This is a genomic window from Bradyrhizobium sp. NAS80.1, assembly GCF_001908205.1.
Taxonomy (GTDB): Bacteria; Pseudomonadota; Alphaproteobacteria; order Rhizobiales; family Xanthobacteraceae; genus Bradyrhizobium.
The window spans coordinates 1-24,086 of the sequence record NZ_LGHL01000237.1 but is presented as its reverse complement, the minus strand read 5'-3'; the positions used below and the strand labels follow the sequence as shown (position 1 = coordinate 24,086).

Below are 24,086 nucleotides of genomic sequence, written 5' to 3'. Positions count from 1 at the left end.
CGTTGAATCGAAGGTGAGGTCGGAATCGAGCGCATCGCGCGTTTCGAGTACAAAGAGCTGCTCGGGATTTACGCGGGCGACGGGCTTGATTGCGAAATGATACCGGTTGAAGCAGTGCGGATCGTCCTTGCGGTGCTTGCCAGACTTTCCCACGGCCACCGGGGGGGGCGCCCTTGACGTCACTGGTGTCCGCCCACACACTATCCCAACTCGCGACCAGGAGCAGGGCGACAGACAGCATCACCAAACGGGTCTGGATTTCATTGGATGTCCTTCCTGTATGACCCGCTGCCCGCGCGTCTCCTTCCGGTCGGACCACCTGCGCGTTCTCGCCGAGAACGTCGCTCGCAATCTATTAGGGGCACTAGGCAAGTCAAGGATGGCGAAAGGGTCAGCCGGATTGTCGGAATTTGCGGCAACGAAAGGCGCGCCCGAACCATCTCGCCATTGGCCTTGAACGGGCGCCCGGCGCTATCGAACAACACGGTGTGGTGCCGGTCGGTAGCAGGTAACATCCAGAAGCATGTTCTTGCCCCGGATGCCGGACATCATCCGGCTACGCACGTCAGGAGGGACTACATCAACCATGCGCTTCCACGACCCTCACCGGCCAACCCGGCCGCACCGTGTCGATCGATCGAGAGCGATGCCCTGGCGGGCATAGATCTGGGCCTGCCGGTAGAGCGGCAGATGATCGGCATATTTGGACACCAGAACCTGGGCGACGGTTGCCTCCGTCGGCAGTCCGCCCGCGCTCCCCGTAGCGCTAGCGCAGCCCGAGGGAGGGCGGCGACCGGAACACTATTCCGCTCTACGCGATCCCGAACTGCAAGGTGATCAGCCACTTCCTGCCCGACATGCTCTTGCGCGGTTCGTCCATGCGCTCGCTGGGCGGCTATCTCAACGTTCTCTCGATCGAGAGCGTCCTCGACGAATTGGCGGTCCGTTTGGGGTAGGATCCCGTGGCGTTTCGGCTTCGACACATCGAGGATCCACGCGCGCGCGACGTCATCGAGGCAGCCGCCTCGCGTTTCGGGTTGGCCGCGCGGGCCAAGCCTTCGGAGAACACCGGCTTCGGGTTCGGCTTTGCTCGCTACAAGAATCTCGAAGCCTGGTGTGCGGTAGCCGTCGAGATCAAGCTTTCCCGGCTGACCGGCGTGGTTCGCGTCCGTCGCGTCGGACACAGCGGGTCGGATGTCTCCAAAATGTCCAAGGTTCGGTGCTGGTAGAGAACGGGTTCGCCTCAGTGGGGCCCGGAAGCTCCCTCTTCAGCAGCGAGCCGCCAGATGGCAACGGACCCGGAGAGGTCCGCCAACTCGTAAGCGGGCTGGTCGGCGTCTATAGCCGCACGCTTGCGCGGACGCTGGTCGTCGTAGCGCCGGATCGTCGCGTGTGGGGTTCGGAGTTGCCGCACGCCCCATTAGGCTCAATCTTCGGCTGCTCTTCCGGATCAGATATCAGAGCCTCGCTCAACGACGAGCACATCGAACGCGCGGAACGGGGGCTCCTCCATAGAAGCTAAACGATTGAGTTGAATCTAATTTTTAGCCAGAGTTGGGAAGATGACAGGAGTAGCTACGGCGGCAAGCTACAGATGGCAGTTACTAGACCTGCCGGGAGATCGGGCAGGGCACCTCAGTTTGATCGCGAGGTGGGAAGTCGTCCACTGCTGCTAAGCTGATAGCCGTCTGCGCGCCACAGTCATCCACGGGCGAGAACTCGACCTCATCGGAGGTGCCACCTTTCTACGGCCGCTGAAGCGTTCAATGTTTCCGGACGCGAGGGCCCACGTCAGCCTAGACCGATACAGTCAGCGGTCCTCCTATTTGCGTTGAGAAGGTGTCTCTAGCCAAAACTGGCGATGAGCTCACTTTCGCGAGATTTTTGTTGAGGCGGTGTTTTTGAGTTTTGCAACACAATCCGCGCAAAGCGGACAAAGCTTGATCTGGCTTGGTCTATTTGTCCGTCGCTCGCTCAAATTAGCTCATGATGGATTGGAGCGAGAGTTCAAGTTTTTCAAGTGGTTAATAGGCGGCGTGTGCACGACGTGCGCACCGGGAGATCATGAAAAATCTTGTGACGGCCGATATCGGATAACAGCTGCGCTGTCTTCGATGCACAGGCGACGCCCGCGATGGCTCGACAGGTGATTGAGAAGGTCCGCATGGTAACGGACAAGCCGATCAAATACGTGATCCGAATTGCCGTGCTTGCGGCTTTTCCAACTGCTCCGCCGCCCTGTGCCGTACGACGCGATGGCTGTCGTGCCGCTTGCAGTGCCGGCATGCGCGCTCCTCTTCAACCCCTCACGCCTACCGATCCGCGGTCAATGGTGAACACGCGATCGAGCAGGCCATGCGCGTGCGTCATGCTCGATTCGGCGAGAATCACCGACAATCCGGACTTCTTGCGCAGCCCCGAGATCACCTCAGCAAGACGCCGGGCCAGCACTGGCGCCACGCCCTCGAACGGCTCGTCGAGTAAGAGAAGCTTGCGTCCGGCCATCATCGCCCGGCCCAGCGCCACCAGCTTCTGCTGGCCGCCCGAAAGCTGCAAGGCCTTGCGCGCGCGCAAGCCCGTCAGCTCCGGGATGGTCTCGTAGATGCGCGCGAGCTGCACTTGGGCGTCTTCCGCGTCCACGGCCCAGGCAGGCAGCAGGATGTTCTCCTCCGCCGACAGGCCCGATACAAGCCGCCGGTCCTCCGGCATGTAGCCGATGCCGAGCCCTGCGCGGCGGTGAGTCGGCAAATCCGCCAGCTCCCGGCTCTCGAAGTTGAGCTTTCCGGACGCCAGTGCCTGCAGCCCCATGATGGTCCGCAATAAAGTGGTCTTTCCTGCGCCATTGCGCCCGATCAGGCCGGCGAACTCCCCGGCGCTGACCTCGAGGTCGACGCCGCGCAGAATCGCCACCGCCTCGATAGACACGGAGACGCTCTCAAGCCGCAGCATGGGGTATCTCCTCGCCGATCACGTAGCGCCGCACGTTCTCTGCGCGCAGCACGGTGTCGGGCGATCCGTCCGCGATGATGCCGCCGTCGTAGAACGCTACCACGCGCCCGGCAAATCGCGCGACGATATCCATATCGTGCTCGACGAAGATCACCGTAACCCTGGCGGCACGCGCCGCGCCGATCACGACGTCCATGATGGCGACCTTCTCGTCGGCGGAAACGCCGCTGGTCGGCTCGTCGAGCAGGAGCAGCTTGGAGCGGCTGGAGAGCGCCATGGCAACGTCGAGCAGCTTGCGGATTCCTTCAGGCACCAAGCCGGCCTTCTGCGCAGCGTAGGGTGCGAGCTCGAACCGCGTTAGCGCCTCATCGGTCGCCGCCTGCGGATCGTCGGTCGCGGCAATACTCTCGGCGACCAGCAGATTCTCGCGAACGCTAAGTGAATTGAAGAGCTGCGGTATCTGAAATGAGCGCGAGATGCCGAGCTTGGTGATCTGTCGCGGGCTGAAGCCCACGATGTCGCGTTCGCCGAACAGAATGTGACCGCTGTCGGGCCTGAGATAGCCCGTCACTATGTTGAGAAAGGTCGTCTTGCCGGCGCCGTTGGCACCGATCAGGCTGACGACGGTGTCGGGATCGAACGTCAGGTTGATGTCGGCCGCCGCCCTCACGGCGCCGAAGCTCTTATGCAACCCTTGCGCAGTCAGCACCGCACTCACGCGGACCTCCGCCGCCGCTCGGCGAGCGTCCACAGGCCGGCCGGCAGGAACATTATGATGGCCAGCATGGCAAGGCCAAGCGACATTTGCCACAAGTTAGGCGCGTACTGACTGGCGACCGTGCGCAGAGCCTCGAAGATGGTGGCAGCCACGAAGGGTGCCAGAATGCTCTGGGTGCCGCCCAGGATAGCGATGAACACGAACTCGCCTGAGGTTGTCCAATAGGTCGTCTCTGGATCGACATGGCCAACCGCCAATGCCGCGAGCGCGCCGCCCAGGCCCGCCATCGCACCCGCGATCAGGTAGTTGACGTACACCGCGCGGTAGGGTGAGGCGCCGAGATAGCTCACCCGCAACTCGTTGTCGCGCACGCCGGTGGCCAACCGTCCCCAGTGTCCACGGAACAGCCTGTGCACCAGCAGCGCCACAACCACTGCAAAGACCGCGCCGGCAATGAGAAACACCCGCCGTTCCACGCCAGGAGCCAAGGCTACTCCGAAGAACGTGCGCGCATGCAGGTTGAACCCGTCCGTGCTGCCGAGCGCGGCGCTCTTCACCAGCAAGCCGTACAGGATCATTGAAAATGCCAGCGACAGCATGGCAAAGAAGATATCGCGATACCCGGCGAGCAGCAGGCCCAGCAGAGCGGCAATCAAGGCGGCGGCTGCGGCGCCTGCGAGCAGCATCACGGCCGCATCGGCAACATGCAGACCATGCGAGAGCAGGGCAGCCGCATAAGCGCCAATGCCGAAGTACAGTCCCTGCCCGAACGACACAAGTCCAGTGCGCATGAGCACGAGAAGGCCCAGCACCACCACGCCTTTGGCGAGCATCAGCATGGCCATGAACACCAGCCATTGCGGCGAGAGCAGAGCCAGCGCTGTCAGCGCGACGAGGGAAGCGATTGCGACGGCAGCGGCCTTCATATCTTGCGCGCCTCCTGCGCCGCGAACAGTCCCTTCGGGCGCGCAATGAGCACCATGGCCATCACCGCGTAGATCGAGAACAACTCGGCCTCTGGCCAATAGCGCACCGTGGCCGCGCGGACGAGACCAACCAGCAGCGCGCCGAGCGCTGCTCCGCCGAGGCTGCCGAGACCGCCGATCACCACCACCGCGAAGGCGAGCACGATCACCTCCACGCCGATGCCGGGCGTGACGGCTATCGTCGGCGCCGTGAACGCTCCGCCGAGCGCCGCCAGCGTCGCACCGACAGCGAAGGTGGCGAGATAGACCCGGCTCACGTTGATGCCCATGGCCATGCTCATCTCACGGTCGTGGATGACGGCGAGCAGCAGCTTGCCCTTGCGTGTGCGATAGAGCGCCCACGCAAGAGCGAGCCCGGTCGCCAGCGCCATTGCGATCAGCAGCACGTTGTAGACGGGGTATGGCAGGCCGCCGAGCAGAAAGTATCCGGGCAGCGCGTAGGGCTCGGGCAGCAGCAGCGAGTCCACACCCCACACCAGTTTAATCACGTCCTCCATGATCAGGAAGACGGCATAGGTGATCAGTACGAGCACCACCTCGTCCTTGCCGTACATCCACTGCAGCAGGCCACGCTCGATCAGGGGACCGACTAGGCAGCCGACGAGGATGGCCGCAAGCAGCAGCATGGCGAAGCTGCCGGCGGCCGGCAGCCCGCCACCGAGCCATACGCCGGCAAGCGAGCAGGCCGCATAGGCGCCCAACGCATAGAGGCTGCCGTGGGCCACATTGAGGATGCGCATAACGCCATAGATCAGCGTCAGCCCGGCCGAGATCAGGAATAGCCAGGACGCATAGGCGATGCCGTCGAAGGCAACGGGCAGGATGCTGCTCATCGGAAGAAAAGCGGCGGCAGCCCGCAGAGCTGCCGTCCCTGATTGCTATTTCTTGAGGCCAGACTTGATCCAGGCTTCGCTTTTCACGCCGTCGGGTGGGTTCACCTTGTCCGCGGAATAGCGTTCGATATCGACGATCTTGAGCTGACCGTTCTCAACCTTGGTCGTGCCGACGGCAGCGTCCATGGTCGCCTGGTGGCCTTTGCCAAGCGCCATCTTCACCGGCCCGCCGGGGCCTTCGAAGGTCAGGTTCTCGAGCGCGGCGATGATTTTGTCCTGATCGGGTGCCTCGTTGCCGCTGCTCTTGGCCTTCTCGTACGCTGCCTTCACGCCCAGGATTGCCTGCGTCATCTTGAAGGACGCATAGTTCGGCGGGATGTGATAGCGCCCCTGGTAGGCAGTTTTCAGCCAGCGCGCCAGATCGGTGTCCGGTGCGAACGGCCCGAACGGACCACGTGCCCCCAGAATGGTTCCGTCCGGAATCCGCGTGCCCAGCCTGTTGATGGCCGGTTCGCCTGCAGACAGAACCACCTTGTGCTTCTCGAACAGGCCGCGCGGTGCGCCCTGCACCACGAGACCCTCCAGATCGCCGCCCCACATGCTGGAATGGATCACCTCCGCTCCGCTACCAAGGAGCGTGGTGATTTCGGCGCTGAACTGACCCGCAAAAAGCTTCGGCATCTGCGAGGTCTTCACTTCGATGCCAGGCTTCAGGGTCTGCATGGCGTTCTCGAAGTCCGCCCAGGAATCCTGACCCCAGGCATAGTTCTGATTGATGCCCGCAATCGACTTTACGTTGGGGGTGCGCTTCACCAGATAGAGCGCGACGGACACGTTATCCATCGTGCCTGTCGGACCGGTGCGGAACACATATTTATAACTTGCGTCCTCGAAGATGCGGGGCGTGCCGCAGTCGAACAGGATGGTGAGCTTATTCTGCTCCTCGGCAACGGGCGCGATCGCCAGGCAATCACCGCTCGAGATGTAGCCAATCACGATGTCCACCCTTGGCACGAGATTGCGATACTCGGCCACCTGCGTCTGCGGGCCACCCGCCTCGTCGAAAATGACGAGCTCGATCGGCGTTCCGCCGAATCCCTTCTGGGTATAGGGTGCGGGTACGGTGCCTGCGTTGAGCAACTCGGCCGTCAGCTCGGCCGCGTTGCGGGCGGGAATCCCGAACGGACCGGCGGCCGGACCGGACAGGAACGTAACGATGCCGACCTTGATGGGCTGCTGCGCCAGCGAAGCCGGCATCGCCAACAGCAAGCCGAACGCGGCCAAGACCGCGCGCAACGATGATGGTCGCATTTGTTTCCTCCTCCACGTTGTCGGTCTGATTGGACCCATGGATCTAGCGGTCTCTTGTAAGCCATTTTACTTCGCCTTGAACCTGTTTAGGCCGTCCTACCTACGCTTTGCCGCGATGCCGGAGCGCATCGATCGGCAGGGAGAGGGCCGGCGAGGATTGCCGGCCGCTCGGTAGTAAGGGTGATTGCCGGAGAACGGCGGAGCCCAGGTCGCGGGGGTCCACGCGGGGGGCATGGTAAGACGAGTGATGCGGCGTTTGGGCAGTGTGGCTGTCGGATTACATCGCTTGCGGTGAAGCAAGTTTGAGCGTTGAATTTTGGGGGCGGGCCAAGCGAGCTAGTTTGGCTTGAGGCTGGCGCAATTCCTGCGGGTCACCAAGCCACCTCTTGCCCGGCTAATTCGTCAGAGAGGAGTCACCATCATGTGCGCAGGCGATGATCAAACGTGCCCGCAATTTGACCTGCATCGACAGACGCTCCTTGAGGACCTCGACCAAGAGCGGCGCGCATTCCTTAAGAGCGCATTCGTCGCGGGCGGTGGTGCGGCCGCGTGGGCTGCAAGCGGCACGCTGGCCACGCCGGCATCGGCGCAGACTAAGCCGGGCCAGCCGACCTACCACTACTTGCCGGCCAACTCGGACACGGTGCATTGGGGCTACTTCAGCAAACTATTAAAGCCTCAGCTCGAAGTGGATTCCGGCGATTACATCACCATTGAGGCTGTGACCCACCACGCCGGCGACGACGTCGAACGCATGGTCAAAGGCGATCCGGGTATTGAGAGCATTTATCTTTGGACCAAGGATAAGAAAGGCGTCAATCGCCGTGGCGCCGGCCCGATCGACGGAAAGCAACTCGGGCGCGGCGCAGGCGAAGGCTTCGGCGTGCATATCTTGACCGGTCCAGTTTTTGTTCGCGGCGCCGAGCCGGGCGATGTCATTGAAGTCCGCATCATGGATGTAAAGCCCCGGCCTTGCGCTAATCCGGTTTACCCGGGCAAGTCATTCGGTAGCAACGCGGCGGCTTGGTGGGGCTTTCATTACAATGATCTCCTCACTGACCCGAAGCCGCGCGAGGTGTGCACGATCTACGAAATCGACACCAGCGGGCAGCAAAACTGGGCGCACGCGGTCTACAACTTCCGCTGGGTGCCTCAGACCGATCCCTATGGTGTCGTGCACAAGATCATCGACTATCCCGGCGTGCCGGTCGACCATTCGATCGTGCAAGAGAACCACAACATCCTCAAAAACGTCCGCATCCCGATCCGACCGCATTTCGGAGTCATGGGCCTGGCGCCAAAAGAAGCCGACATCGTCGATTCTATTCCGCCGAGCTATTTCGGCGGCAACATCGATAATTGGCGTATCGGCAAGGGTGCGACCCTGTATTATCCGGTCGCAGTGCCAGGCGGCTTGTTCTCAGTCGGCGACTCGCACGCCGCGCAAGGCGATTCTGAATTGTGCGGCACCGCCATCGAAATGTCGCTGACTGGGACCTTCCAGCTTATCCTGCGCAAGCAGAATTCACTGAGCGGTTCGCTCGCCGGGCTGAATTACCCGCTGCTTGAGACGCAGGACGAGTGGGTTCTGCACGGATTCAGCTTCCCCAATTATCTCGCGGAGCTCGGTCCTACGGCGCAGCAGGACATCTACAAGAAATCCTCGATCGATCTCGCGCTAAGGGATGCGTTTCGCAAAATGCGTAGCTTCCTGATGACCACCAGGGGACTGACCGAGGACGAGGCGATTTCGCTCATGTCCATCGGAGTCGACTTCGGCGTCACGCAGGTGGTCGATGGCAATTGGGGCATCCACGCGATCATCAAGAAGAACCTTTTTGCAGGTATAGCGACGGCTTGAAGCTCTAGGACCCACCGGCCTTGGCGATAGCAGCAGCGCGATCACCCTCTTTAGGGTAACGCTCTGCAATCGACAGGCGCGGATCATGGTACCTAACTCGTTCCTCAACTCCACAAAAGCTCCCTTACCATTGCCGGATTTGTGAGATCGCGGGGCGCGATCTCGGAAACGAACCGGCCCTTTCTCATGACATGGACCCGGTGGGCCACCCGACTGACGAGCTCGAGATCCTGCTCAACCAGCAGGATCGCGAGCCGCTGCGTGGTCGACAAATCATGGAGGTGCTCGGCAATTTGATCGACGATGGAGGGCTGGATCCCCTCGCTCGGCTCGTCGAGCAGCACCACGCGCGGACGTCCTACGAGGCAGCGCGCCAACGCGAGCAGCTGCTGCTCGCCGCCAGACAACGCGCGGCCGGGACGGCCGAGCAAGGCGGTGAGTGACTTGAAACGTTCCAGGATCCCCGGAATGTCGCTCGCGCCGGCGCGCGCCGCCTGGCCGATCATTAGGTTTTCCATCACTGTGAGATCAGGAAAGATCTGCCGGCCCTGCGGGACGTAGCCGAGCCCCAGCCGGGAGCGCACAGCGGTCGCGTGGTGCGTCACGTCGCGGCCCGCCAGACGAACGCTTCCGGACTTCGCTTTCAGCAGACCCGCTAGCGTTCGTAGCAGCGTGGTCTTTCCCATCCCGTTGTGGCCGATCACGGCAACGACTTCGCCGGCAGACAGCGAGACGCTCACGTTGTCGAGGATGCGTATGCGGCCATAGCCGGAGACGAGGCCGTTAGCGGCCAGGACGGCCGGCGCCAAGATAAACCTCCCTGACTACGGGGTTTGCGAGCACGTTCTCCATAGTAGCCTCAATAAGGATCCGACCCTGATGAAACACCGTGACGATCCCGGCGATCATGCTGATGAACTGCATATCGTGCTCGACGATGATGAGGCTGGTGCTGACGTTGACGTCCCGCAGCAGCGCGACGGTGCGCTCGACCTCGTCGGTGGCCATGCCTGCCGTGGGCTCATCGAGCAGGATCAGCTTCGCGTCCTGCGCCATCGTCATGCCGATCTCGACCCACTGCCGCTCGCCGTGAGCGAGGGCGCCGACGTCCCGCCGTGCCAGCGTGGCGAGGCCGAGCTTCATCAGCAGCTCATCGGCAACAGCAGCGGCCCGGCGCGCACCGAGGCGTCGGTGGGCCGCGATGAAAAAATGCTCGTAGACGGAAAGACCGTCCCATACGCTTGGGACCTGGTTCTTGATGCCGATGCCGAGCCGCGCGATCCTGTGCGGCGGCTCGCCCGTGATATCGCTGCCGTCGAACAGGATGGTGCCCGCTGTCGGCGGCAGCTGTCCGCTGAGCATCTTGAAGAATGTGCTTTTGCCCGCGCCGTTGGGGCCAATGAGGCAACGCAGTTCGCCGCGGCCAAGCCGGAAATCGACGTCGGTCACCGCCTTTACCCCGCCGAAGTTCTTGGAGAGACCGCGGGTCTCGAGCAGCGTTTTGCCCGCCGGCCCGGCACTCGCCGTGCAGTTTTGGAACGCGCTGCTTGGAGCCGAGGCGTCGCTCATCGCTGGCGGATCCCGATGCTTGAAAGGCCGCGGAGGAATGTGGGCAACAGGCCGTTCGGCATCACCAACACAAATGAGACCAACAGGGCCCCGAGCACAAGGGTCGTGTAGGCGGTGCCGATCGAGCCGAGATACTGCGTCATGGCCTGGACAAGAAACGCGCCGATCGCGGCGCCGTAGAGCGAGCCGCGCCCCCCGACCAGGACCCAGATGACGACCTGCGCCGACTGGGCGAGGCTGAAGACTTCGGGATTGATGAAGCCGCCCCAGCTCGCGAATAGCGCGCCCGCAAGGCCGGCAATCGCCCCCGAGAGTGCGAAGATCGCGAGCTTGTGCCAGCGCGCGTCGTAACCCAGGAGCTCGACCCGCCGCTCGTTCTCGCGGATCGCGGCGAGGACGCGGCCGAACGGGGCTGCCATCAGCAGGCGCCCCGAAACGATGAGCAGAAAGAGCAGGCCGCCGACCGTCCAGAAGAATGGGGTCGGCTCGGGCAACAGTGACGGAATATTGGTCATGCCATTGTAGCCGCCGAGCACGGCGGCGCCGATGTGGTACGACGGATCGGCGGTACTGCCCAGCACCTGGAGCAGAATGAGCGTCACGACAAGCGTTGTCACGGCCAGGAACATCGCGCTCAGCCGACCGTAGAACGCAATATAGCCGAGCAGACCCGCGGCCACCCCGCCTGCCACTATGCCGGCCGCGAGCGCCGCGCCCGGTGTCTCATCGTTGGCACAAAGAATGGCGTACGCGTACCCGCCCAGGCCGAAAAAGGCCGCCTGTCCGAAGGACAGCAAGCCGGCAAGGCCCCAGCTGAGGTCGAGGCTCACCGCGAGCAGACAGAAGATCAGAAACACCGTGATCTGCACCACCTGGAAGGTTGAAAGCGCGAACGGCAGCACGGCGAGCACAACCGCGCACGCACCCCACAGCAGCGGCTCGAGCGCGCTCAGCCGGACCGGCGCCATAGGCCCGAAATTCCCTGAGGCGCGAACCGCAGCACGACGAGCGCGCAGCCGAGCATCGCCACCTGTCCGTAGATCGGAGTCGATATGAAGGACACCGCGCTCTCGATCGCTCCGAGCAGCGTGCCGGCGCCGAGAGTCCCGGAGAAGATCGCCGCACCCCCGACCGTTACGGTGATGAAAACCTTGGCCACGAACGCGAGCCCTAGCGAGGGGACGACACCAGTCAGGGGAGCCATGATTGCGCCCGCGAGGCCCGCGAGCGCCGACCCCAATGCGAAGGTCATCATGTAAATGGTCGGCGGATGGATGCCCAGTGCCGCTACCATGTCGGCGTTCTGCATGGCGCCACGAGCGATGAGACCGAATCTGGTTCGGTTGAACACCCCCCACGTAAGCGCGACCAGGAAGCCCGTCGCCGCGATTACGAATAGATTGTAGGCGGACACCGCGTAGCCGCCGATCGCGACATGACCGAACGGCGTAGCAACGCCCTCGGTGCTCGGCCCGAGGATCAAGGTCACCGCCGCGATCAGACCGAGACTCAATCCCCAGGTCGCCAGCATTGTGTCGAGCAGCCGCCCGTAGAGAAAGCGGATAATGCAGCGCTCGACCACCAGACCGACGACGCCGACCACAACCGGCGCCATCGCCATCCCGACCCACAGTTGAAGGCCATGGGCCGAGCTCAGCACCACGGTATAGGCGCCGAGCATGATGAACTCGCCCTGGGCGAGGTTGATGACCCCCATCATGCCGTAGATGATCGCCAGCCCCAGCGCGAGCAGCACAAGGCTGGCAATGGCAAAGACAACTCCGATGAGGGTGACGATCAGGTATTCCATGGGTGGGTCAAGGCTTGGCGGGTCTTCCGCCTCAAAAGAGAACGTTTGTAGCTTGTAGCCCGGATGGAGGCCGCCGAATGCGCCCTAGAATTTCGGCGTGTACTGCTTGTGCTCGTTGGGATTGGCGGCGAGGTCACAGACCTTCATCGTGTCCGAGGGCTCTACGTTGGCGAAGCTCTCCATTATAGTGAATCCGTTCTTGTCGTTGACCTTGGCAAGATGCACGCTGTGGACGACGTGATGGCTCTTGGGATCGAGCCGGATGGTTCCCTCAGGTGAGTCAAATGTCAGTCCGGTTTCCAGTGCGGCGATGACCTTGTCGCGATCCAGCGAGTTCGCCTTGTTCACCGCCATCGCCCACAGATGCCAGCCGTTCCAGACCGTGCAGGCGGAGTCCGTGATGTAGGTGTAGTTGGCGCCGAACCGCTTGCGCCACGCCGCCACCCAGTCCTTGTTCACGGCGTTGTCCAGCTCCTGGAAATACGGATAGATCACGACGATGCCTTCGGCCTCCTGTGGCTTGAGCACGACCTGCTCGTTGCCGAGTCCCAACGTGGCGGAGACGATCGCCATCTTCTCCTTAAGCCCGGCGGCCGCGAACTGCCGATAGAACGCGATATGATTGCCACCGACCAAGAGTGACATGACGACGTCGGGCTTGGCCGATTGCAACCGCTGAATGACTGAGTCGAAATTCACCACATCCAGCGGAATGAACTCTTCGCCGCTGAGCTCGCCTCCTGCTGCCTTGAGATAGACCTTGACCCAGTCGGCGGAGATATGTCCGTAATTGTAATCTGCAGCGAGCGTATAGAACTTTTTCCCATGCTGTTTTGCTGCCCACGGCACTAGCACGCCAAGCTGCTGAGCCGGTGTTACGCCGGTGGAGAATACCAGCTTGTCGCAGACGCCGCCCTCATATTGCTCGTTGTAGAAATAGACCGCCGAGTATCTGTCGACGACGGGCCGCACGGCTTCGCGCGACGCGCTGGTAATCCCGCCCATCAGCACCGAGACCTTGTCGTCAAGAATGAGCTTTACTGCATTCTGGGCGTAGACCTGATTGTTCGACTGGCAGTCGGCCTCGATGAGCCGCAGTTTGCGGCCCAGCACACCGCCGCTCTGATTGATGGCGTCGACGGCGAACTTGGTCGCATCGATCATCGGCAGCCCGTAGATGTTGATTGGACCGGTCGCGTCCAGAATGCTGCCAACCGCAATGTCATCCGCCGCCTTCGCCTGCCATCCCAGCAGCATGGACGCGCTTATTCCAAGACCCGCAACCGCTCCGTCTTGAATCACCTGGCGACGTGACACGTGCATGGCATCCTCCCGATACTGTTAGGACCTTTGCCGTGACCGACCATGCATTTTGGAACAGGCAGGTCCCGCAGGCAAGGATTTCCCGCTCTCGGAGGGTCGTGTGGCGTTGGACGCCGCGTTGTAAAGCGGTCCACCGCTGGACGACAATCCATGATCGGGCCATGCTGGCGATGGGCCACCGCCACGCTGCCACGATAGCCGGCCAAAATCGGTCGCCATCCACAATAGCGGGCGATCAGGGAGAAAGCCCATGAGCCTGCCGCCCCGTTTGCCGACTGTTTCACAAGTACTTGAACTGGCGAAAGCCTTTGGCATGAGCCTGACCGAGGCCGACGCCGCCTCGTTTTGCTCCCTTATGGCGGGATCGATCGCGTCCTATGCGCGGCTCGACGAGCTCGCTGAGCCGAAGCTGCCTGTCAAATATCCGCGTGACCCGGGCTATCGGCCGCCGGCCGACGAAAACCCCTACAATGCCTGGTATTGGAAGACGAACATCACCGGCGCCAAGGGGGGCGTGCTGGCCGGCGAGCGCGTTGCCGTCAAGGACAACATCTGCGTTGCCGGCGTGCCGATGATGAATGGTTCCCGCGTGCTCGAGGGCTATGTTCCCGACGTCGACGCCACGGTGGTGACGCGCGTGCTCGATGCCGGCGGGGTGATCGCCGGGAAGGCCGCCTGCGAGGACCTGTGTTTCTCGGCCGGCAGCCATACCTGTGCGACCGGGCCCATTCGCAACCCGCACAACCCGAACCATTCGACCGGCGGTTCGTCCGGCGGGAGCGCCGCGCTTGTGGCGGCGGGCGAGGTGACAATGGCGCTCGGCGGGGACCAGGGGGGGTCCATTCGTACGCCGTCCGCCTGGTGCGGCGTATTCGGGCTCAAGCCGACCTGGGGTCTAGTGCCGATGACCGGGGGGATGCCGATCTCCTATTCGGTCGACCATTGCGGTCCAATTTGCTCGAGCACCGAAAACATCGCCCGGCTTCTCACCGCCATCGCTGGCCCGGATCCGCACGATCCGCGCACGATCAATGCGAGGGGCGGCAACTACATGGAGGCGCTGACAAGAGATGTGAAGGGATTGCGCATTGCGCTCCTGCAGGAGGGTTTCAATCATCCGGTCAGCGACAAGGCCACCAGCCGGAAAGTGCGTGACGCTATTGCAGATCTCCAATCGCGCGGTGCTGTCGTCGAGGAAGTCAAGATCCCGATGCATCTCGACGGGCCGCATATCTGGACCGGCATCATCCTCGAAGGCGCGGCCGAAATGATGATCAAAGGCTACGGCATGGGAAACAACTGGCCGGGCTATTACACGACCTCGTTGCAGGAGGCGTTCGCGCGGGGCTGGCGGTCGCGGCCGGACGACGTGTCGGAGACGGTCAAGCTCGTTCTGCTGCTTGGCGAATACATGCACCGTAACTATCACAACCGCTATCACGCCAAGGCCCAGAACCTGCGCGTCTTGCTGCGCGCCGCATACGACAAGGTGCTCGGCGACTACGATATCCTCGCCATGCCCACGATCCCGTTCCCGGCGACCCTGATCCCCCCCGCCCGATGCGCCTCGCGAGATCTACGTCGATGCCGCCCTCAACATGCAGCAAAATACCTGTCCATTTGACGTGAGCGGCCATCCGGCGCTGACGGTCCCGTGCGGCAAGGTCAACGGTCTGCCGATCGGCGCCATGCTGGTTGGCCGGCATTTCGACGAGGAAACCCTCATTCGGGCGGCGCAGGCCTTGGAACAAGCGGGGGATTGGCGCGCGCGCTGACCACAGGCGAGCTCTTGCCGAAATGCGCCGCGTGCTGAAGGACCGGGCCGAGTGGCTGTGTGTACGAAAACTCAAACGGGGATGTAGTGGTGATGGAGTCCGCCGAGGATCGGGAGCGATTTGATGCTCCCGGTCCGCAGAACCGGGCGAGAGACTGGCGCATCTTTGCCCAACGACCGGTGCGTTCTGATGTCATTGTAATACCGCGCGTACCGGCGCTATTGCCTTGTCCAGGTCGTCGATCAGCCAGAGGCGCCGCTGCCCCTCACAAACGCGGGGCTTCCGTGCCGACTCGCTTCAGGAAGGCTTCGACTGTTTTCTCGTCCACGGAGCCGGCGGCCAGATCAGCAGCCATGCGGCGTGGGCCTTACCAAGCTGTGCGGCTTCATAGTCGGAAATCAGTCCTTCCAGCAACTAGCGCTCTTCAGGAGTCAGCTGCGTATAGGGGCATCTTCGAACTATACAGGTTCGCAATCGGCTCGTCGCGGCGCTAGACGAGGTCCTCGGGCGGACACTCTGGACATGTGTCGCCTATCGAATCCAGGACCTCGGCGATCGCGGCTGCGGCGGCCTCCGGAGAAACCCCGGCCGGTGGCTCCTGACGCGCAACACCGAATGCTCGCTCGCGGGCATGCGGGTCGCCGCGATCCTGCGTCCAGCCGTGCTCCTCGCACTCCCTAATGGCTCCGGCGTTGTTGAGGACCGAAATGGCCCAGCCGCGTAGGGTCCGGACCGCAGGCCGCATTTCCTTGAACATCAGCATCGAATTCGCTCCACTAAGACGAATCCTCGTCTCCTGCCGAAGTTCCGTCCGGTTAGCACAGGCAGGGATTCGAAATCACGGGCACTATAGCTTGTCCACGTGTTCCGCCTTCCTGTGCACAACACTAAGCGGCCGCGGTGGGATCTTCCTTCTCGCCCGCCGCGACGATCTTCAACGCATCGTCCGGCAGTGGTCGTTGCAACGCCTTGGCTTCGTCCCAAGGGGCGCGCATCCAGAGGTCGTCTTCCTCATTCGTGGTGAGGATCACCGGCATCGCTTTTGGATGCACGAGCTTCAGTTCGACATTCGGCTCGCAGGTCAGAAAGCCGAAGATATCTATGAAGATATCTATGGTGACCTCGCCTTCCTTCGCTTTTCGAACGCTGGTCCAGTTCATCCAAATTCCTCCGAATGCGACGAGGGGACGTGACTCGTCGATGGCGAACCAAACCGGCACTTTCTTGCCGTCGATCGTGTCGTACTCACTGAAGCTGGTGAATGGTACCAAGCAGCGATTGTCCGGCCCGAGCCATCGCTTCCAGTGGCTGCTGTTCGTGTTGCGGATGTTTGTGGTGCCGGAATCTGGCTCCATCCGGAGCAATTCCTTGAAGTCGACCTTTCTGCCCTTGGCCTCGAGCTTCTCGGCGCGCTTGTTCGTCGCGTCCATAAGCGCCTTCGAGGACGAAGGCATTCCCCACCGGGCCAACGCGATTTCGCGGCAGCTCGGCGCATTGCGAACGATAGGGGCGGGGTAGTCCGGGAAGATGCCGGGCATCGATGGCAGATTGCCGACGTGGCTATTGAGCGCGCCGAACAAGCGACGGATCGCGTCGACGTTTTTCGTCATCGAATAGCATCGTAGTTCTGCGCGATGCCGGAATCCGGACCGGTTAGCGGTGCACCGCCAATGAAGCCCTGCTCGTTGGTCAGGACGATATCGTGGTGAGGACGTCAGTCAGGTAGCGGTGTGCGACAGCGGCTTCCAAGGCCAGCCTGTCGATTCAATTGACGGGCTTCTTCCCGAACCTTCGCCTGATCATCGCAAGAGTGTCGACGATCGGCGGCGAAAACATGAACCAAGCGTTCAACCCGGTCGAGATGATCGTCAGCCTGATCGACGTTTTCCCGCTTTGGTGGCGAGGCCGCGTGGTCAACAGAACGAACAGCGCATTGCTCAAAAGCCAAATCGCTAGAACTGTCAAGAATGTTCGCACGTCGGCCCCCCAACTTCTCTGCGGCAAAGCAAAGATCGGGAAAAAATGGCAGATAGAAGGTCGCGCGCTGACATAAACCTTACATGTGTTGCCTTTCTCATGTGGTCACGGTCGCTCGCGATGTGTGGGCAACCAAAACGAACCGAGATTGCGCGCGAAGTCTGTAGGCAAGCCAGCGCACCTTCGACTTGCTGCCTTAGCATGCAGAATGGGCTGAGGCTCTTTAGCCATTCAGCCGCAGTTCATGAGAGGCCTACCACACTCCATGGTGGGGTGGGTTCATCTCACTACAAGGAGAATCTGCATGCGCAATCGTCGGGCGATGATGGCCTTCGTCATCGGCGCGAGCCTCTTGGCTACTGCCGGAATAGCTGTGGCAAAGAACTCTCATCACAATAACGGTCACAATCTTCTTGGGGAGAAGATTCACAAGAACGGAAAGCATGAAGTAGGAAAAATCGGCAATAACTCCGTTGTTGCCGAGGTGAGCAACGACAAAGTCGTGGGCATGAGCGCCGGAAATCTGCCCGTGCAGAAAGTGAAGTCAAGCAAGAAGATGGCTGGCGCTGAGACAACGCAGGTTGCCGCGAATGGTCCGATAAAGCTCGCCCAGGCAACGGACTACTATGGGTACTGCTTCGATACCGGCGTTGACCTCTACTGTTATTGGTATCCAGCGCCTGACGTGATCGTAGCCGACTCGTGGGCGCCTTATCCGTATTAAGGGCGTGGTTAAAAGCCCGCGGGCGGATCACCGGCCGCGGGTTACTCTCTGCGATCGAGGACGGCGCGAGAGAGCGCGGCGCTGCGATCGCATCACCGATCGTAGACCCGCGCGACCGGTGAGAATGCAGATCAGGAATCCCCAGTAAATGTGCGACTGCGCGAAATATCCGCCCTCCTTCCAGACGTGCATGCGATTCTTGCACCCGGTGAATGGCGGCTGCTTGAGCAATGTGAGCAGTTCGTCGTCATCAAAAGCGTCGCGCATCCTTCCATCCTTCTGCAACTGGACGAGGATGTTCAAATCAATCCGATCGAGCTTCGGGATCCCGTTCAAATCAATCGTCTCTATGTTGCCGGTGGCATCTCTCCCGCGGGGACGGTTCGCCAGCATTGGTCAGGTGGCGCTACAAATCCATAGAGCAACTACCCAGCCCGTTTTGCACCGGGGATTTTGCGCGGCCGTCTGGCGGTCGGGGCCGCGCCGGATGGTCGGCCCGCGAACCACATCATTATAAGGGCTGCGGCGATCCGTCGGGAGATGGCCGGACACTTAAGTGTCCGGTCCTCTCGGGGGCATGGCCTACGCGACCGCTTTCACGCTTTCGGCCGACAGCGCCGCGTCGACGATAGCAAGGGCCTTGTCCAAGTTCTCGTCCGAGACAACCAGGGGCGCCAGGAAGCGAATGACGTTGCGGTGCACGCCGCACTTGATCACGAGCAGACCTTGCTGACGCGCGTTGTCGATCACGCGCTGCGCGCGATCCGGATCCGGCGTCTTTGTCTTCTGGTCGGTGACCAGTTCGATCGCCTGCATGAAGCCAAATCCGCGCGCGTTGCCGATGATCGGGGGCTTCTTCGCCATCTCGCGCAGTCCTGCCTGAAGCCGCTGACCGAGCTTCTCGGCGCGATCGAGCAGGCCATCCTTTTCGAAGGCTTCAAGGACGGCGAGCGCAGCGGCGCATCTGATGGCGTTGCCGCCGTAGGTGCCGCCCAATCCACCGGGCAGGGGGGCGTCCATGATTTCGGCGCGGCCCACGACGCCGGACAGTGGAAACCCGCCGGCGAGGCTCTTGGCTACCTTCACCAGATCGGGCTGGATGCCGGAGTGTTCGAAGCCGAAGCGAAGCGGAAAGCCTGCCGAAGACGAGCGTCCTGACCACAAAGAAGAGCACGGCGCTTGGGGACGAGGCGAATGCGCTTCGGCAACTTGATGCCTCTATAAGTTGACTAGACCCCCCCTCGGTTTTTCTTCGCTTAGAAATCGGCGAAAAAATCGAGAAGAAATTCGCAAGTTTCCTCAGTGATGGCTCCGGTTTGCAAGTTTGTCTCCTGTATCGGTCGAGGCAATTAGGTTATTAGGCAGCAGCTTTATCTTCCTTATCAGCGCATCGCGCCACGATCTTCAGTGCATCGTCGGGCAGAGGGCGCTGTAACGCGTTCGCTTGATCCCATGGCGCGCGCATCCAAACGTCGCGCTCCTCGTCGGTCATTAGGATCACCGGCATCGCCTTGGGATGGATCGGCTCGACGATCGCGTTCGCTCAGCAATCAGAAGGCGTGAAGGCCCCCTTTGCGTCGCTCAGCTTCCGCATGTAGTAGCCTTGCCTTTGAACCGCCGACTTGATCTCGTCACTAACTTTGAGAACCTTCTTCTTGGATTTGCGCCATCGCCCCGACTTGTGTGGGGGTACAGGAAGTCCCTTACTAACGACGAGCAAGTCCCGTCTTTCGTTTAAATAAACGTCAAACATTTGCCACCCCGAGCCAATTTAACGTTATCGTTTCGGTGCAAAAGCGCGGTTGCAAAATCGCAACGCTGGGCCGTTTTTTAGCCGCTTCATCGCAGCACTGTCGCTCTGACAATAACACCTGGCTTTCGGCCCGCATCCTGTGAATAGCGGGGAAGACTCCCGGTGTTCAGCCAATCTGCCGCGTTCTTCTGCTTGTATGTTGTTCGGATGTCACACGCACCCGCCAACAGATTTCCGCGCATCGCGGTGAATGCCTCATGGCTTACGCCCCAGGCAAGGGAATAAGCTATGGATTAAAGGCAGGTTGAAGCCACTAGGCGCGGTTGATGGAACCAGACGCCGTGGGAGTCAACGATGCCGATTAGCGACCTAATAGACAGATTGATCGAAGAACACCGAGGCGACGTTCTCGGGGCCTTGCAGGTGCTCCTCTTGCTCAACGAGCAACTCGAAGCCGAGTTGAAATACTTCTATGAACAATCCAACATCGCTCCACCGCATCGGGGCACGCTGCACTAGACTAATTGTTGGCAGCCGTAAGGCCAATCACCTCGTCCGCAGCGCAGTTGGTTGATGCTTGATGTGAGCGCTGCGGAAAGCGGCGCAGGTTGCCAACGTAGCGGTTGATCACGCGAAGCTGGTTGATGATCGCGGCTTGGTTGGTGGTGATGTTGCAGAGGTTGCACATAATTGCAGCGTTACTGCTGATCCTTCGGAGTCGCCGAGCTCGTCGCGTCGGGGAACGATGTCGGGCTCGACTCTTCGGCTGGCGTACCTGCCTTCAGCTCCGGCGTCGCCGTGCATTCGCCCGCCCAGAGCTTCGTCCCCCTGACCGTTCCGACGAGCTTGCACCCAACGGGCGCCCTTGGCTTCATCTGAACGAGCGGCTTCGCGACGACGTTCGATTGCTTTGCCGGCGTTGCGCCTTGAGCGAGCGCAATCGTGGGAATAAACAACATAGCGAAGCAAAGCGCTGTTCTCATAACGTGGTTCCACATCTTCAGGGCGCGCGTCCGCAAATCAGCTTACCAACTTGTTGGCACGCGCCAGCTCCTCCAGTGCGTCGGGCAAATCAAAATCGGCTCGTCGGCCCAAGCATTGTACCAAACCCCTAATTTTCGACGGCATGGAAAACGCAATGGCTTAATGCCAGTCTTATCAAGCTCGCCAACTTCCAAATCGCAATCTTCTGGCGCGAGTTGGATCGGTAGCCATCGCAGAGCCCCGACACGGCATCCCTGAGAGCCTAAAGGGCGCGTGTAGTTAATGCCGCCACCCGCCTATGGAAGCTACCGATCTGTCTGAACGCATCCTGCCGCTCTGATCCCTCAGGAAGGCGTTGCGCGGCTTCCCATAAGCTCGCTAACAACATCGTCATGTCTTTCAATTCATCGGCCTCGGGCATTCCAACTGTGCGTTGGCTCAACGTTGAGTCCTCATTGTACGAACTGATAAACGGGGTGTGGGGCCACGACGGGATAGCGCGGCGAGTAAGGGCAGAGAGTAAGTGCAAATGGCAGTATCAATGCAGTTGCCGCGCGGAAGCACTGGCGCAGCAAAAGCTGCTCTTCTCCACGCATGTGGCGTAACACCGATCTTCACCTCTTACTCATGTTGAATACGAGGATCAGCCAGCGTTTGCGGCATCCCTGTGTCATGTAACTGTCATATTGGGGCGGGTGCGTTCTAGGCCTTCCACGCTGATGGTCGGTATCAAGAGTTGACCGAAGCCGTGGCTGAGAAATTGTGTGCTGCGAGTCGCACCCTCTTCGCGAGAACGTCCACGAAAAACGTCGCTACGCGCTTGAATCGGGAGCCTGACATCAAGGTTTTCCGCTAAGCCGCGGACACCATGAATTCACCGGAAGACCATCGGGGAAAACGAGGGTAGCGCTCCCGCGCTTCCAACCATCCTCCCCGAATATTGGAAGAGGGCAGGGCTGGCGCAGGGCACGGCAAGTCGGACTGCACCGCTGCGTCATCGGAACGAGTTGCTCCTTTGCTGGCTGGCGGCCCAGCTTCCGCACAATGGCGGACGGCGAGTAGGGATGCCCGTTCGGCGTTGTGTGACCAGGTTCATCGGCTAAAGTCCGACCACTGATGCTTGCTCCCCGCCAATAGCTTCGCCGAGTACGCCGGACCGGGCCACTTCGATAGAAAAGCAATTGTCGTCGAACCTACACGCTGAAGGCCACATCATTATCTGGCGCGACCGCGCGGCGACCCTTGCGGCCAATATGGATTATCCAAGCACATGGCCGGAAGTCCCGACGCCGCTGCTCGGCACTGATCCCATGATGTAAACTTGCACTCGAAATATGTGCCGCCACCCCAGACCCACCTTTGCAGGCAAACCGGAAATCTGGGATCGTAGGTTTGCGCTGCGGCGGGCACGACCACCGACAACACCGCACCGCCCAGCAATAGCGAAGGTAGCAGTCTGCGCATCGCCGGCCTCATTTCAGATCGATCATTTTTGGGAAACTGATAGACGCACCAACGGGGCAAGTCGGTCAATCGCGAAGTTCTCAAAATCTGGCGCGGACACGACGCCCGACGTTTTCCCGAATTCGCTGCCGTGGCTGTCAGCTCCTCCAGAAATCCTTGAACCGCGTCGGTGATAGCTCCGTGTATCTCACGGTGTGCTGGATGTCAGGGCGCGGGTGTCGCGGCCCTTGTTTGCCAGCGCGAAGCCGCAGATGTAGGGCAGTCATGTGTGGGGGGACATTGAACGGTCGCCGTTCAGACACGTTGATCTCCCGCCGGGAAACGATTTTAGTAGATGCGGCGATAGTATCGTCCCGCAGGCACTCGCGTGCTCGCAAAATTCGGATTGATGACGCACTGAGCCCCGCGGCCCGATGCCATCGCGTTGCACTGGAGCAGCGACGTGTAGCGGCATTCGTAATAGTTCGCTTCCGGGTCATACACGCGCAGGCAAACCGGATAAGCGGGATCGTACGTCTGGGCCGCCGCCGGCCCTATTGAGACCGTCCCGATGGCCAAAATCGCAAAGGTCAGAATGCGCATCAGAACCTCCTTGGGAATTGCGGCTGGGATTGGACGGCAGCTCCGCACTGACGCTGAAATAGGGATTGGCGCCGCAATCCCCAAACCGTGCGCATTTGGGGCACCTCGTCGCGCATGCGGCGATAATCCCAATCGCCTCCTATTTGGGGTGCGCACGGCGTTTGCTCTCATTGGCGGATCGGCCGGAAAGCGACACGCCGCATCGTTGCACGCGGCGCCGAAAGGAAGTTCGGGCGGCGGCGGACAGAGAGGGGGCCGATGACCAACGTTCAGACATTCATCGTGGAGCCGGGCACGCCTGAGTTGGCTATCTGCGCACGATGGCGTGCAAATGCCTTTTCAGCGCTTCAAGCGTCCTTTGAAGAAGAATTGAGTTCGCTGAAGCTATTTGCTTCCGATCAGACAAGGGGGGGTGGCGTTGGTCGCCAAGGACGATGACGAGCCGATCGGAACGTGCCTCCTCGTCGACTCAGAGATCGAGCCCAACCACGATGTGTCGCCTTGGCTTGCCGGCTTATTCGTTGTTCCCGAGCATCGCCGACGGGGCGCAGGCGCCGTATTGGTTCGAGCCATCGAGGATCAAGCGCGCCAGCGAGGGTTTTCGCGGCTGCACCTCTACACTACAGAGGCTGCCGCGTATTATGCGAGGCTCGGTTGGTCAGTCGTCGATCGTACCAACTGGAACGGCTTCGACACAGCTCTAATGGTTCGCGAGCTGTAAACTTTGAGAGGGACGACGAGCAGTGCAGCTACCGTGCCTGATGAAATCATCATCGTAGGCGAGTCGCAGACTTGGTGAGGGCCGGTGATCGGCTTGGATTTGGTGCCCGGTCGGGCTTTCTCCGCTTGTTCGTTCGTGCCGTCCTGGTTGGCGCGCCACGGCTGGCCGCTGCCCACATGGCTACGATTTGCTGGACGAGCGTCTCGAAGCTCGGCGGCCGGGAAGGGCTGCTAGGTCAGGCACGCTCGTTAAGTTTCCCGTCGATCTCGGCTTTGCAGGCGTTGCACACAGACGCGAATGCGACACCAGGCATTATACCTCCATGCTGGTAGGCGAGAGAGCGCGGACAGCCTCTATTCCAAACACAATGGCCGACGAGCATCACTGCCGCCGGCCATCGCTTGCGCCGCCTTGGGCTGGGGGTTGAGGCAGCGTTGCACTCAAGCCTGCCGAACGCCGGTTGACGATCCGCTAACCAATTCTGGCGCGCTCTTGACCTTTCGCAGGCAGCAAGACGGCGGCTTGTGTGCGATCGCTAACGTTTGGATTGTGCCTCCGAGCAGAAGTGGGGGCAATACGTGGACTCGCGGCAAAGGCGGGTAGACCGGATTTCCGCCTCTGGACCCCAAATTTGATACTGGTGTGCGCGCCAATCTTGCTGGCGGAACCTCTCGACCACCTCGATTGTTGCTTAGGAAGCCTCTGGCACCGCCGGCCTTCCCAACCGCCGTCGACTAAGGTGGAGG

At 61.2% G+C, this 24,086-nt stretch carries 26 protein-coding genes and 4 pseudogenes; 11 read left to right on the top strand and 19 right to left on the bottom strand.

The features are described 5' to 3' along the window. Positions 1-606: 606 nt before the first annotated feature. A pseudogene (locus AC629_RS39300) lies at positions 607-771 on the bottom strand (IS66 family transposase); the annotation flags it as partial. Between the two features lie 62 nt (positions 772-833). Between AC629_RS39300 and AC629_RS50030 the strand changes: the two are divergent. The 3 genes and pseudogenes from AC629_RS50030 to AC629_RS49415 all read left to right on the top strand — a co-directional run. Next, entirely contained in the window at positions 834-956 is a 123-nt protein-coding gene (locus tag AC629_RS50030) for a hypothetical protein (RefSeq protein ID WP_283848234.1), read from the top strand. 6 nt (positions 957-962) lie between these two features. Then, the gene (locus tag AC629_RS49420; protein WP_245332139.1) at positions 963-1,229 is read left to right on the top strand and encodes a hypothetical protein; all 267 of its coding nucleotides are present in this window, start codon (positions 963-965) and stop codon (positions 1,227-1,229) included. 869 nt (positions 1,230-2,098) lie between these two features. After that, positions 2,099-2,197, top strand: a pseudogene (locus tag AC629_RS49415) (MBL fold metallo-hydrolase); the annotation flags it as partial. Positions 2,198-2,298: 101 nt separating this feature from the next. Here the strand turns inward: AC629_RS49415 and AC629_RS39290 are convergent. From AC629_RS39290 to AC629_RS39270, 5 genes are read right to left on the bottom strand one after another with little or no spacing between them, the layout of a single operon-like run. After that, positions 2,299-2,949: an ABC transporter ATP-binding protein gene (locus AC629_RS39290; RefSeq protein WP_084810054.1), complete on the bottom strand. Its 651-nt coding sequence runs from the start codon at positions 2,947-2,949 to the stop codon at positions 2,299-2,301. Next, positions 2,936-3,667, bottom strand: a complete 732-nt coding sequence (locus AC629_RS39285) for an ABC transporter ATP-binding protein (protein ID WP_084810056.1) — start codon at positions 3,665-3,667, stop codon at positions 2,936-2,938. Before AC629_RS39285 ends, AC629_RS39290 begins: the two co-directional genes overlap by 14 nt. After that, entirely contained in the window at positions 3,664-4,593 is a 930-nt protein-coding gene (locus AC629_RS39280; RefSeq protein WP_084810053.1) for a branched-chain amino acid ABC transporter permease, read from the bottom strand. The genes AC629_RS39285 and AC629_RS39280 overlap by 4 nt, the downstream gene beginning before the upstream one ends. Beyond that, positions 4,590-5,486, bottom strand: a complete 897-nt coding sequence (locus tag AC629_RS39275) for a branched-chain amino acid ABC transporter permease (protein WP_084810052.1) — start codon at positions 5,484-5,486, stop codon at positions 4,590-4,592. Before AC629_RS39275 ends, AC629_RS39280 begins: the two co-directional genes overlap by 4 nt. A gap of 45 nt (positions 5,487-5,531) precedes the next feature. Then, positions 5,532-6,797: an ABC transporter substrate-binding protein gene (locus tag AC629_RS39270; RefSeq protein ID WP_084810051.1), complete on the bottom strand. Its 1,266-nt coding sequence runs from the start codon at positions 6,795-6,797 to the stop codon at positions 5,532-5,534. A 421-nt stretch (positions 6,798-7,218) separates the two neighbouring features. On the opposite strand from AC629_RS39270, the gene AC629_RS39265 reads away from it, so the two are divergent. Further along, positions 7,219-8,658: an acetamidase/formamidase family protein gene (locus AC629_RS39265; protein WP_084810050.1), complete on the top strand. Its 1,440-nt coding sequence runs from the start codon at positions 7,219-7,221 to the stop codon at positions 8,656-8,658. 104 nt (positions 8,659-8,762) lie between these two features. On the opposite strand, the gene AC629_RS39260 is transcribed toward AC629_RS39265, so the two are convergent. The 5 genes from AC629_RS39260 to AC629_RS39240 form a co-directional block, all read right to left on the bottom strand. Further along, the gene (locus tag AC629_RS39260) at positions 8,763-9,467 is read right to left on the bottom strand and encodes an ABC transporter ATP-binding protein (protein WP_084810049.1); all 705 of its coding nucleotides are present in this window, start codon (positions 9,465-9,467) and stop codon (positions 8,763-8,765) included. Beyond that, complete coding sequence (locus tag AC629_RS39255) at positions 9,442-10,227, bottom strand: ABC transporter ATP-binding protein (RefSeq protein WP_084810048.1); 786 nt, start codon at positions 10,225-10,227, stop codon at positions 9,442-9,444. Before AC629_RS39255 ends, AC629_RS39260 begins: the two co-directional genes overlap by 26 nt. Then, the gene (locus AC629_RS39250) at positions 10,224-11,195 is read right to left on the bottom strand and encodes a branched-chain amino acid ABC transporter permease (RefSeq protein ID WP_084810047.1); all 972 of its coding nucleotides are present in this window, start codon (positions 11,193-11,195) and stop codon (positions 10,224-10,226) included. Before AC629_RS39250 ends, AC629_RS39255 begins: the two co-directional genes overlap by 4 nt. Beyond that, positions 11,177-12,037, bottom strand: coding sequence for a branched-chain amino acid ABC transporter permease (locus AC629_RS39245; RefSeq protein ID WP_084810046.1), 861 nt, complete (start codon positions 12,035-12,037; stop codon positions 11,177-11,179). The genes AC629_RS39250 and AC629_RS39245 overlap by 19 nt, the downstream gene beginning before the upstream one ends. Positions 12,038-12,121: 84 nt before the next feature. Next, positions 12,122-13,360: an urea ABC transporter substrate-binding protein gene (locus AC629_RS39240; RefSeq protein ID WP_084810045.1), complete on the bottom strand. Its 1,239-nt coding sequence runs from the start codon at positions 13,358-13,360 to the stop codon at positions 12,122-12,124. Positions 13,361-13,610: 250 nt separating this feature from the next. Between AC629_RS39240 and AC629_RS39235 the strand changes: the two genes are divergently transcribed. Both AC629_RS39235 and AC629_RS50340 read left to right on the top strand, forming a co-directional pair. Beyond that, on the top strand, positions 13,611-14,984 hold the full coding sequence (locus AC629_RS39235) for an amidase (protein ID WP_349531544.1): 1,374 nt from the start codon (positions 13,611-13,613) through the stop codon (positions 14,982-14,984). Next, positions 14,959-15,135 carry an amidase family protein gene (locus AC629_RS50340; RefSeq protein WP_349531543.1) on the top strand — a complete coding sequence of 59 codons (177 nt, stop codon included), beginning with the start codon at positions 14,959-14,961 and terminating at the stop codon, positions 15,133-15,135. Before AC629_RS39235 ends, AC629_RS50340 begins: the two co-directional genes overlap by 26 nt. A 490-nt stretch (positions 15,136-15,625) precedes the next feature. Here the strand turns inward: AC629_RS50340 and AC629_RS39230 are convergent, their stop codons facing one another. After that, positions 15,626-15,898 carry a hypothetical protein gene (locus AC629_RS39230; protein ID WP_084810044.1) on the bottom strand — a complete coding sequence of 91 codons (273 nt, stop codon included), beginning with the start codon at positions 15,896-15,898 and terminating at the stop codon, positions 15,626-15,628. Positions 15,899-16,022: 124 nt separating this feature from the next. Then, the gene (locus AC629_RS39225; protein WP_084810043.1) at positions 16,023-16,745 is read right to left on the bottom strand and encodes an SOS response-associated peptidase; all 723 of its coding nucleotides are present in this window, start codon (positions 16,743-16,745) and stop codon (positions 16,023-16,025) included. 158 nt (positions 16,746-16,903) lie between these two features. Between AC629_RS39225 and AC629_RS39220 the strand changes: the two genes are divergently transcribed. From AC629_RS39220 to AC629_RS47945, 3 genes are all read left to right on the top strand, one after another. Then, positions 16,904-17,188: a hypothetical protein gene (locus tag AC629_RS39220; protein ID WP_084810042.1), complete on the top strand. Its 285-nt coding sequence runs from the start codon at positions 16,904-16,906 to the stop codon at positions 17,186-17,188. A 228-nt stretch (positions 17,189-17,416) separates the two neighbouring features. Beyond that, positions 17,417-17,836, top strand: coding sequence for a hypothetical protein (locus AC629_RS39215; protein WP_143199794.1), 420 nt, complete (start codon positions 17,417-17,419; stop codon positions 17,834-17,836). Between the two features lie 150 nt (positions 17,837-17,986). Then, positions 17,987-18,256, top strand: a complete 270-nt coding sequence (locus AC629_RS47945) for a hypothetical protein (protein WP_210419180.1) — start codon at positions 17,987-17,989, stop codon at positions 18,254-18,256. A gap of 162 nt (positions 18,257-18,418) precedes the next feature. Here AC629_RS47945 and AC629_RS39205 read toward each other — a convergent pair whose 3' ends face one another. From AC629_RS39205 to AC629_RS49405, 3 genes and pseudogenes are all read right to left on the bottom strand, one after another. Further along, on the bottom strand, positions 18,419-19,000 hold the full coding sequence (locus AC629_RS39205; protein WP_084810039.1) for an aminotransferase class III-fold pyridoxal phosphate-dependent enzyme: 582 nt from the start codon (positions 18,998-19,000) through the stop codon (positions 18,419-18,421). 193 nt (positions 19,001-19,193) lie between these two features. Then, positions 19,194-19,376 (bottom strand): annotated as a pseudogene (locus tag AC629_RS49410) (SOS response-associated peptidase); the annotation flags it as partial. Between the two features lie 3 nt (positions 19,377-19,379). Next, a complete protein-coding gene (locus tag AC629_RS49405; RefSeq protein ID WP_084810038.1) occupies positions 19,380-19,589 on the bottom strand; it encodes a hypothetical protein in 210 nt (69 codons plus the stop codon). A 354-nt stretch (positions 19,590-19,943) separates the two neighbouring features. Between AC629_RS49405 and AC629_RS47350 the strand changes: the two genes are divergently transcribed. After that, positions 19,944-20,108 (top strand): hypothetical protein, encoded by a 165-nt coding sequence (locus AC629_RS47350; protein ID WP_168195697.1) that lies wholly within the window; start codon positions 19,944-19,946, stop codon positions 20,106-20,108. A gap of 73 nt (positions 20,109-20,181) precedes the next feature. Here AC629_RS47350 and AC629_RS49400 read toward each other — a convergent pair. The 3 genes and pseudogenes from AC629_RS49400 to AC629_RS39180 form a co-directional block, all read right to left on the bottom strand. Further along, positions 20,182-20,277 (bottom strand): annotated as a pseudogene (locus AC629_RS49400) (SOS response-associated peptidase); the annotation flags it as partial. A gap of 1,511 nt (positions 20,278-21,788) precedes the next feature. Continuing rightward, positions 21,789-22,037, bottom strand: coding sequence for a DUF3551 domain-containing protein (locus AC629_RS39185; protein ID WP_084810055.1), 249 nt, complete (start codon positions 22,035-22,037; stop codon positions 21,789-21,791). 327 nt (positions 22,038-22,364) lie between these two features. Continuing rightward, on the bottom strand, positions 22,365-22,619 hold the full coding sequence (locus AC629_RS39180; RefSeq protein WP_084810035.1) for a DUF3551 domain-containing protein: 255 nt from the start codon (positions 22,617-22,619) through the stop codon (positions 22,365-22,367). 418 nt (positions 22,620-23,037) lie between these two features. On the opposite strand from AC629_RS39180, the gene AC629_RS39175 reads away from it, so the two are divergent. After that, a complete protein-coding gene (locus tag AC629_RS39175; RefSeq protein WP_168195696.1) occupies positions 23,038-23,340 on the top strand; it encodes a GNAT family N-acetyltransferase in 303 nt (100 codons plus the stop codon). Positions 23,341-24,086: the final 746 nt, after the last annotated feature.

Excerpts from the sequence above, each read along its gene's own strand:
- AC629_RS39290 (WP_084810054.1), bottom strand. The coding sequence starts at position 2,949 with ATGCTGCGGCTTGAGAGCGTCTCCGTGTCTATCGAGGCGGTGGCGATT.
- AC629_RS39280 (WP_084810053.1), bottom strand. The coding sequence starts at position 4,593 with ATGAAGGCCGCTGCCGTCGCAATCGCTTCCCTCGTCGCGCTGACAGCG.
- AC629_RS39275 (WP_084810052.1), bottom strand. The coding sequence starts at position 5,486 with ATGAGCAGCATCCTGCCCGTTGCCTTCGACGGCATCGCCTATGCGTCC.
- AC629_RS39270 (WP_084810051.1), bottom strand. The coding sequence starts at position 6,797 with ATGCGACCATCATCGTTGCGCGCGGTCTTGGCCGCGTTCGGCTTGCTG.
- AC629_RS39265 (WP_084810050.1), top strand. The coding sequence starts at position 7,219 with ATGTGCGCAGGCGATGATCAAACGTGCCCGCAATTTGACCTGCATCGA.
- AC629_RS39255 (WP_084810048.1), bottom strand. The coding sequence starts at position 10,227 with ATGAGCGACGCCTCGGCTCCAAGCAGCGCGTTCCAAAACTGCACGGCG.
- AC629_RS39250 (WP_084810047.1), bottom strand. The coding sequence starts at position 11,195 with ATGGCGCCGGTCCGGCTGAGCGCGCTCGAGCCGCTGCTGTGGGGTGCG.
- AC629_RS39245 (WP_084810046.1), bottom strand. The coding sequence starts at position 12,037 with ATGGAATACCTGATCGTCACCCTCATCGGAGTTGTCTTTGCCATTGCC.
- AC629_RS39240 (WP_084810045.1), bottom strand. The coding sequence starts at position 13,360 with ATGCACGTGTCACGTCGCCAGGTGATTCAAGACGGAGCGGTTGCGGGT.
- AC629_RS39235 (WP_349531544.1), top strand. The coding sequence starts at position 13,611 with ATGAGCCTGCCGCCCCGTTTGCCGACTGTTTCACAAGTACTTGAACTG.
- AC629_RS50340 (WP_349531543.1), top strand. The coding sequence starts at position 14,959 with ATGCAGCAAAATACCTGTCCATTTGACGTGAGCGGCCATCCGGCGCTG.
- AC629_RS39230 (WP_084810044.1), bottom strand. The coding sequence starts at position 15,898 with ATGCTGATGTTCAAGGAAATGCGGCCTGCGGTCCGGACCCTACGCGGC.
- AC629_RS39225 (WP_084810043.1), bottom strand. The coding sequence starts at position 16,745 with ATGACGAAAAACGTCGACGCGATCCGTCGCTTGTTCGGCGCGCTCAAT.
- AC629_RS39215 (WP_143199794.1), top strand. The coding sequence starts at position 17,417 with ATGCGCAATCGTCGGGCGATGATGGCCTTCGTCATCGGCGCGAGCCTC.
- AC629_RS49405 (WP_084810038.1), bottom strand. The coding sequence starts at position 19,589 with ATGTTTGACGTTTATTTAAACGAAAGACGGGACTTGCTCGTCGTTAGT.
- AC629_RS47350 (WP_168195697.1), top strand. The coding sequence starts at position 19,944 with ATGCCGATTAGCGACCTAATAGACAGATTGATCGAAGAACACCGAGGC.
- AC629_RS39185 (WP_084810055.1), bottom strand. The coding sequence starts at position 22,037 with ATGCGCAGACTGCTACCTTCGCTATTGCTGGGCGGTGCGGTGTTGTCG.
- AC629_RS39180 (WP_084810035.1), bottom strand. The coding sequence starts at position 22,619 with ATGCGCATTCTGACCTTTGCGATTTTGGCCATCGGGACGGTCTCAATA.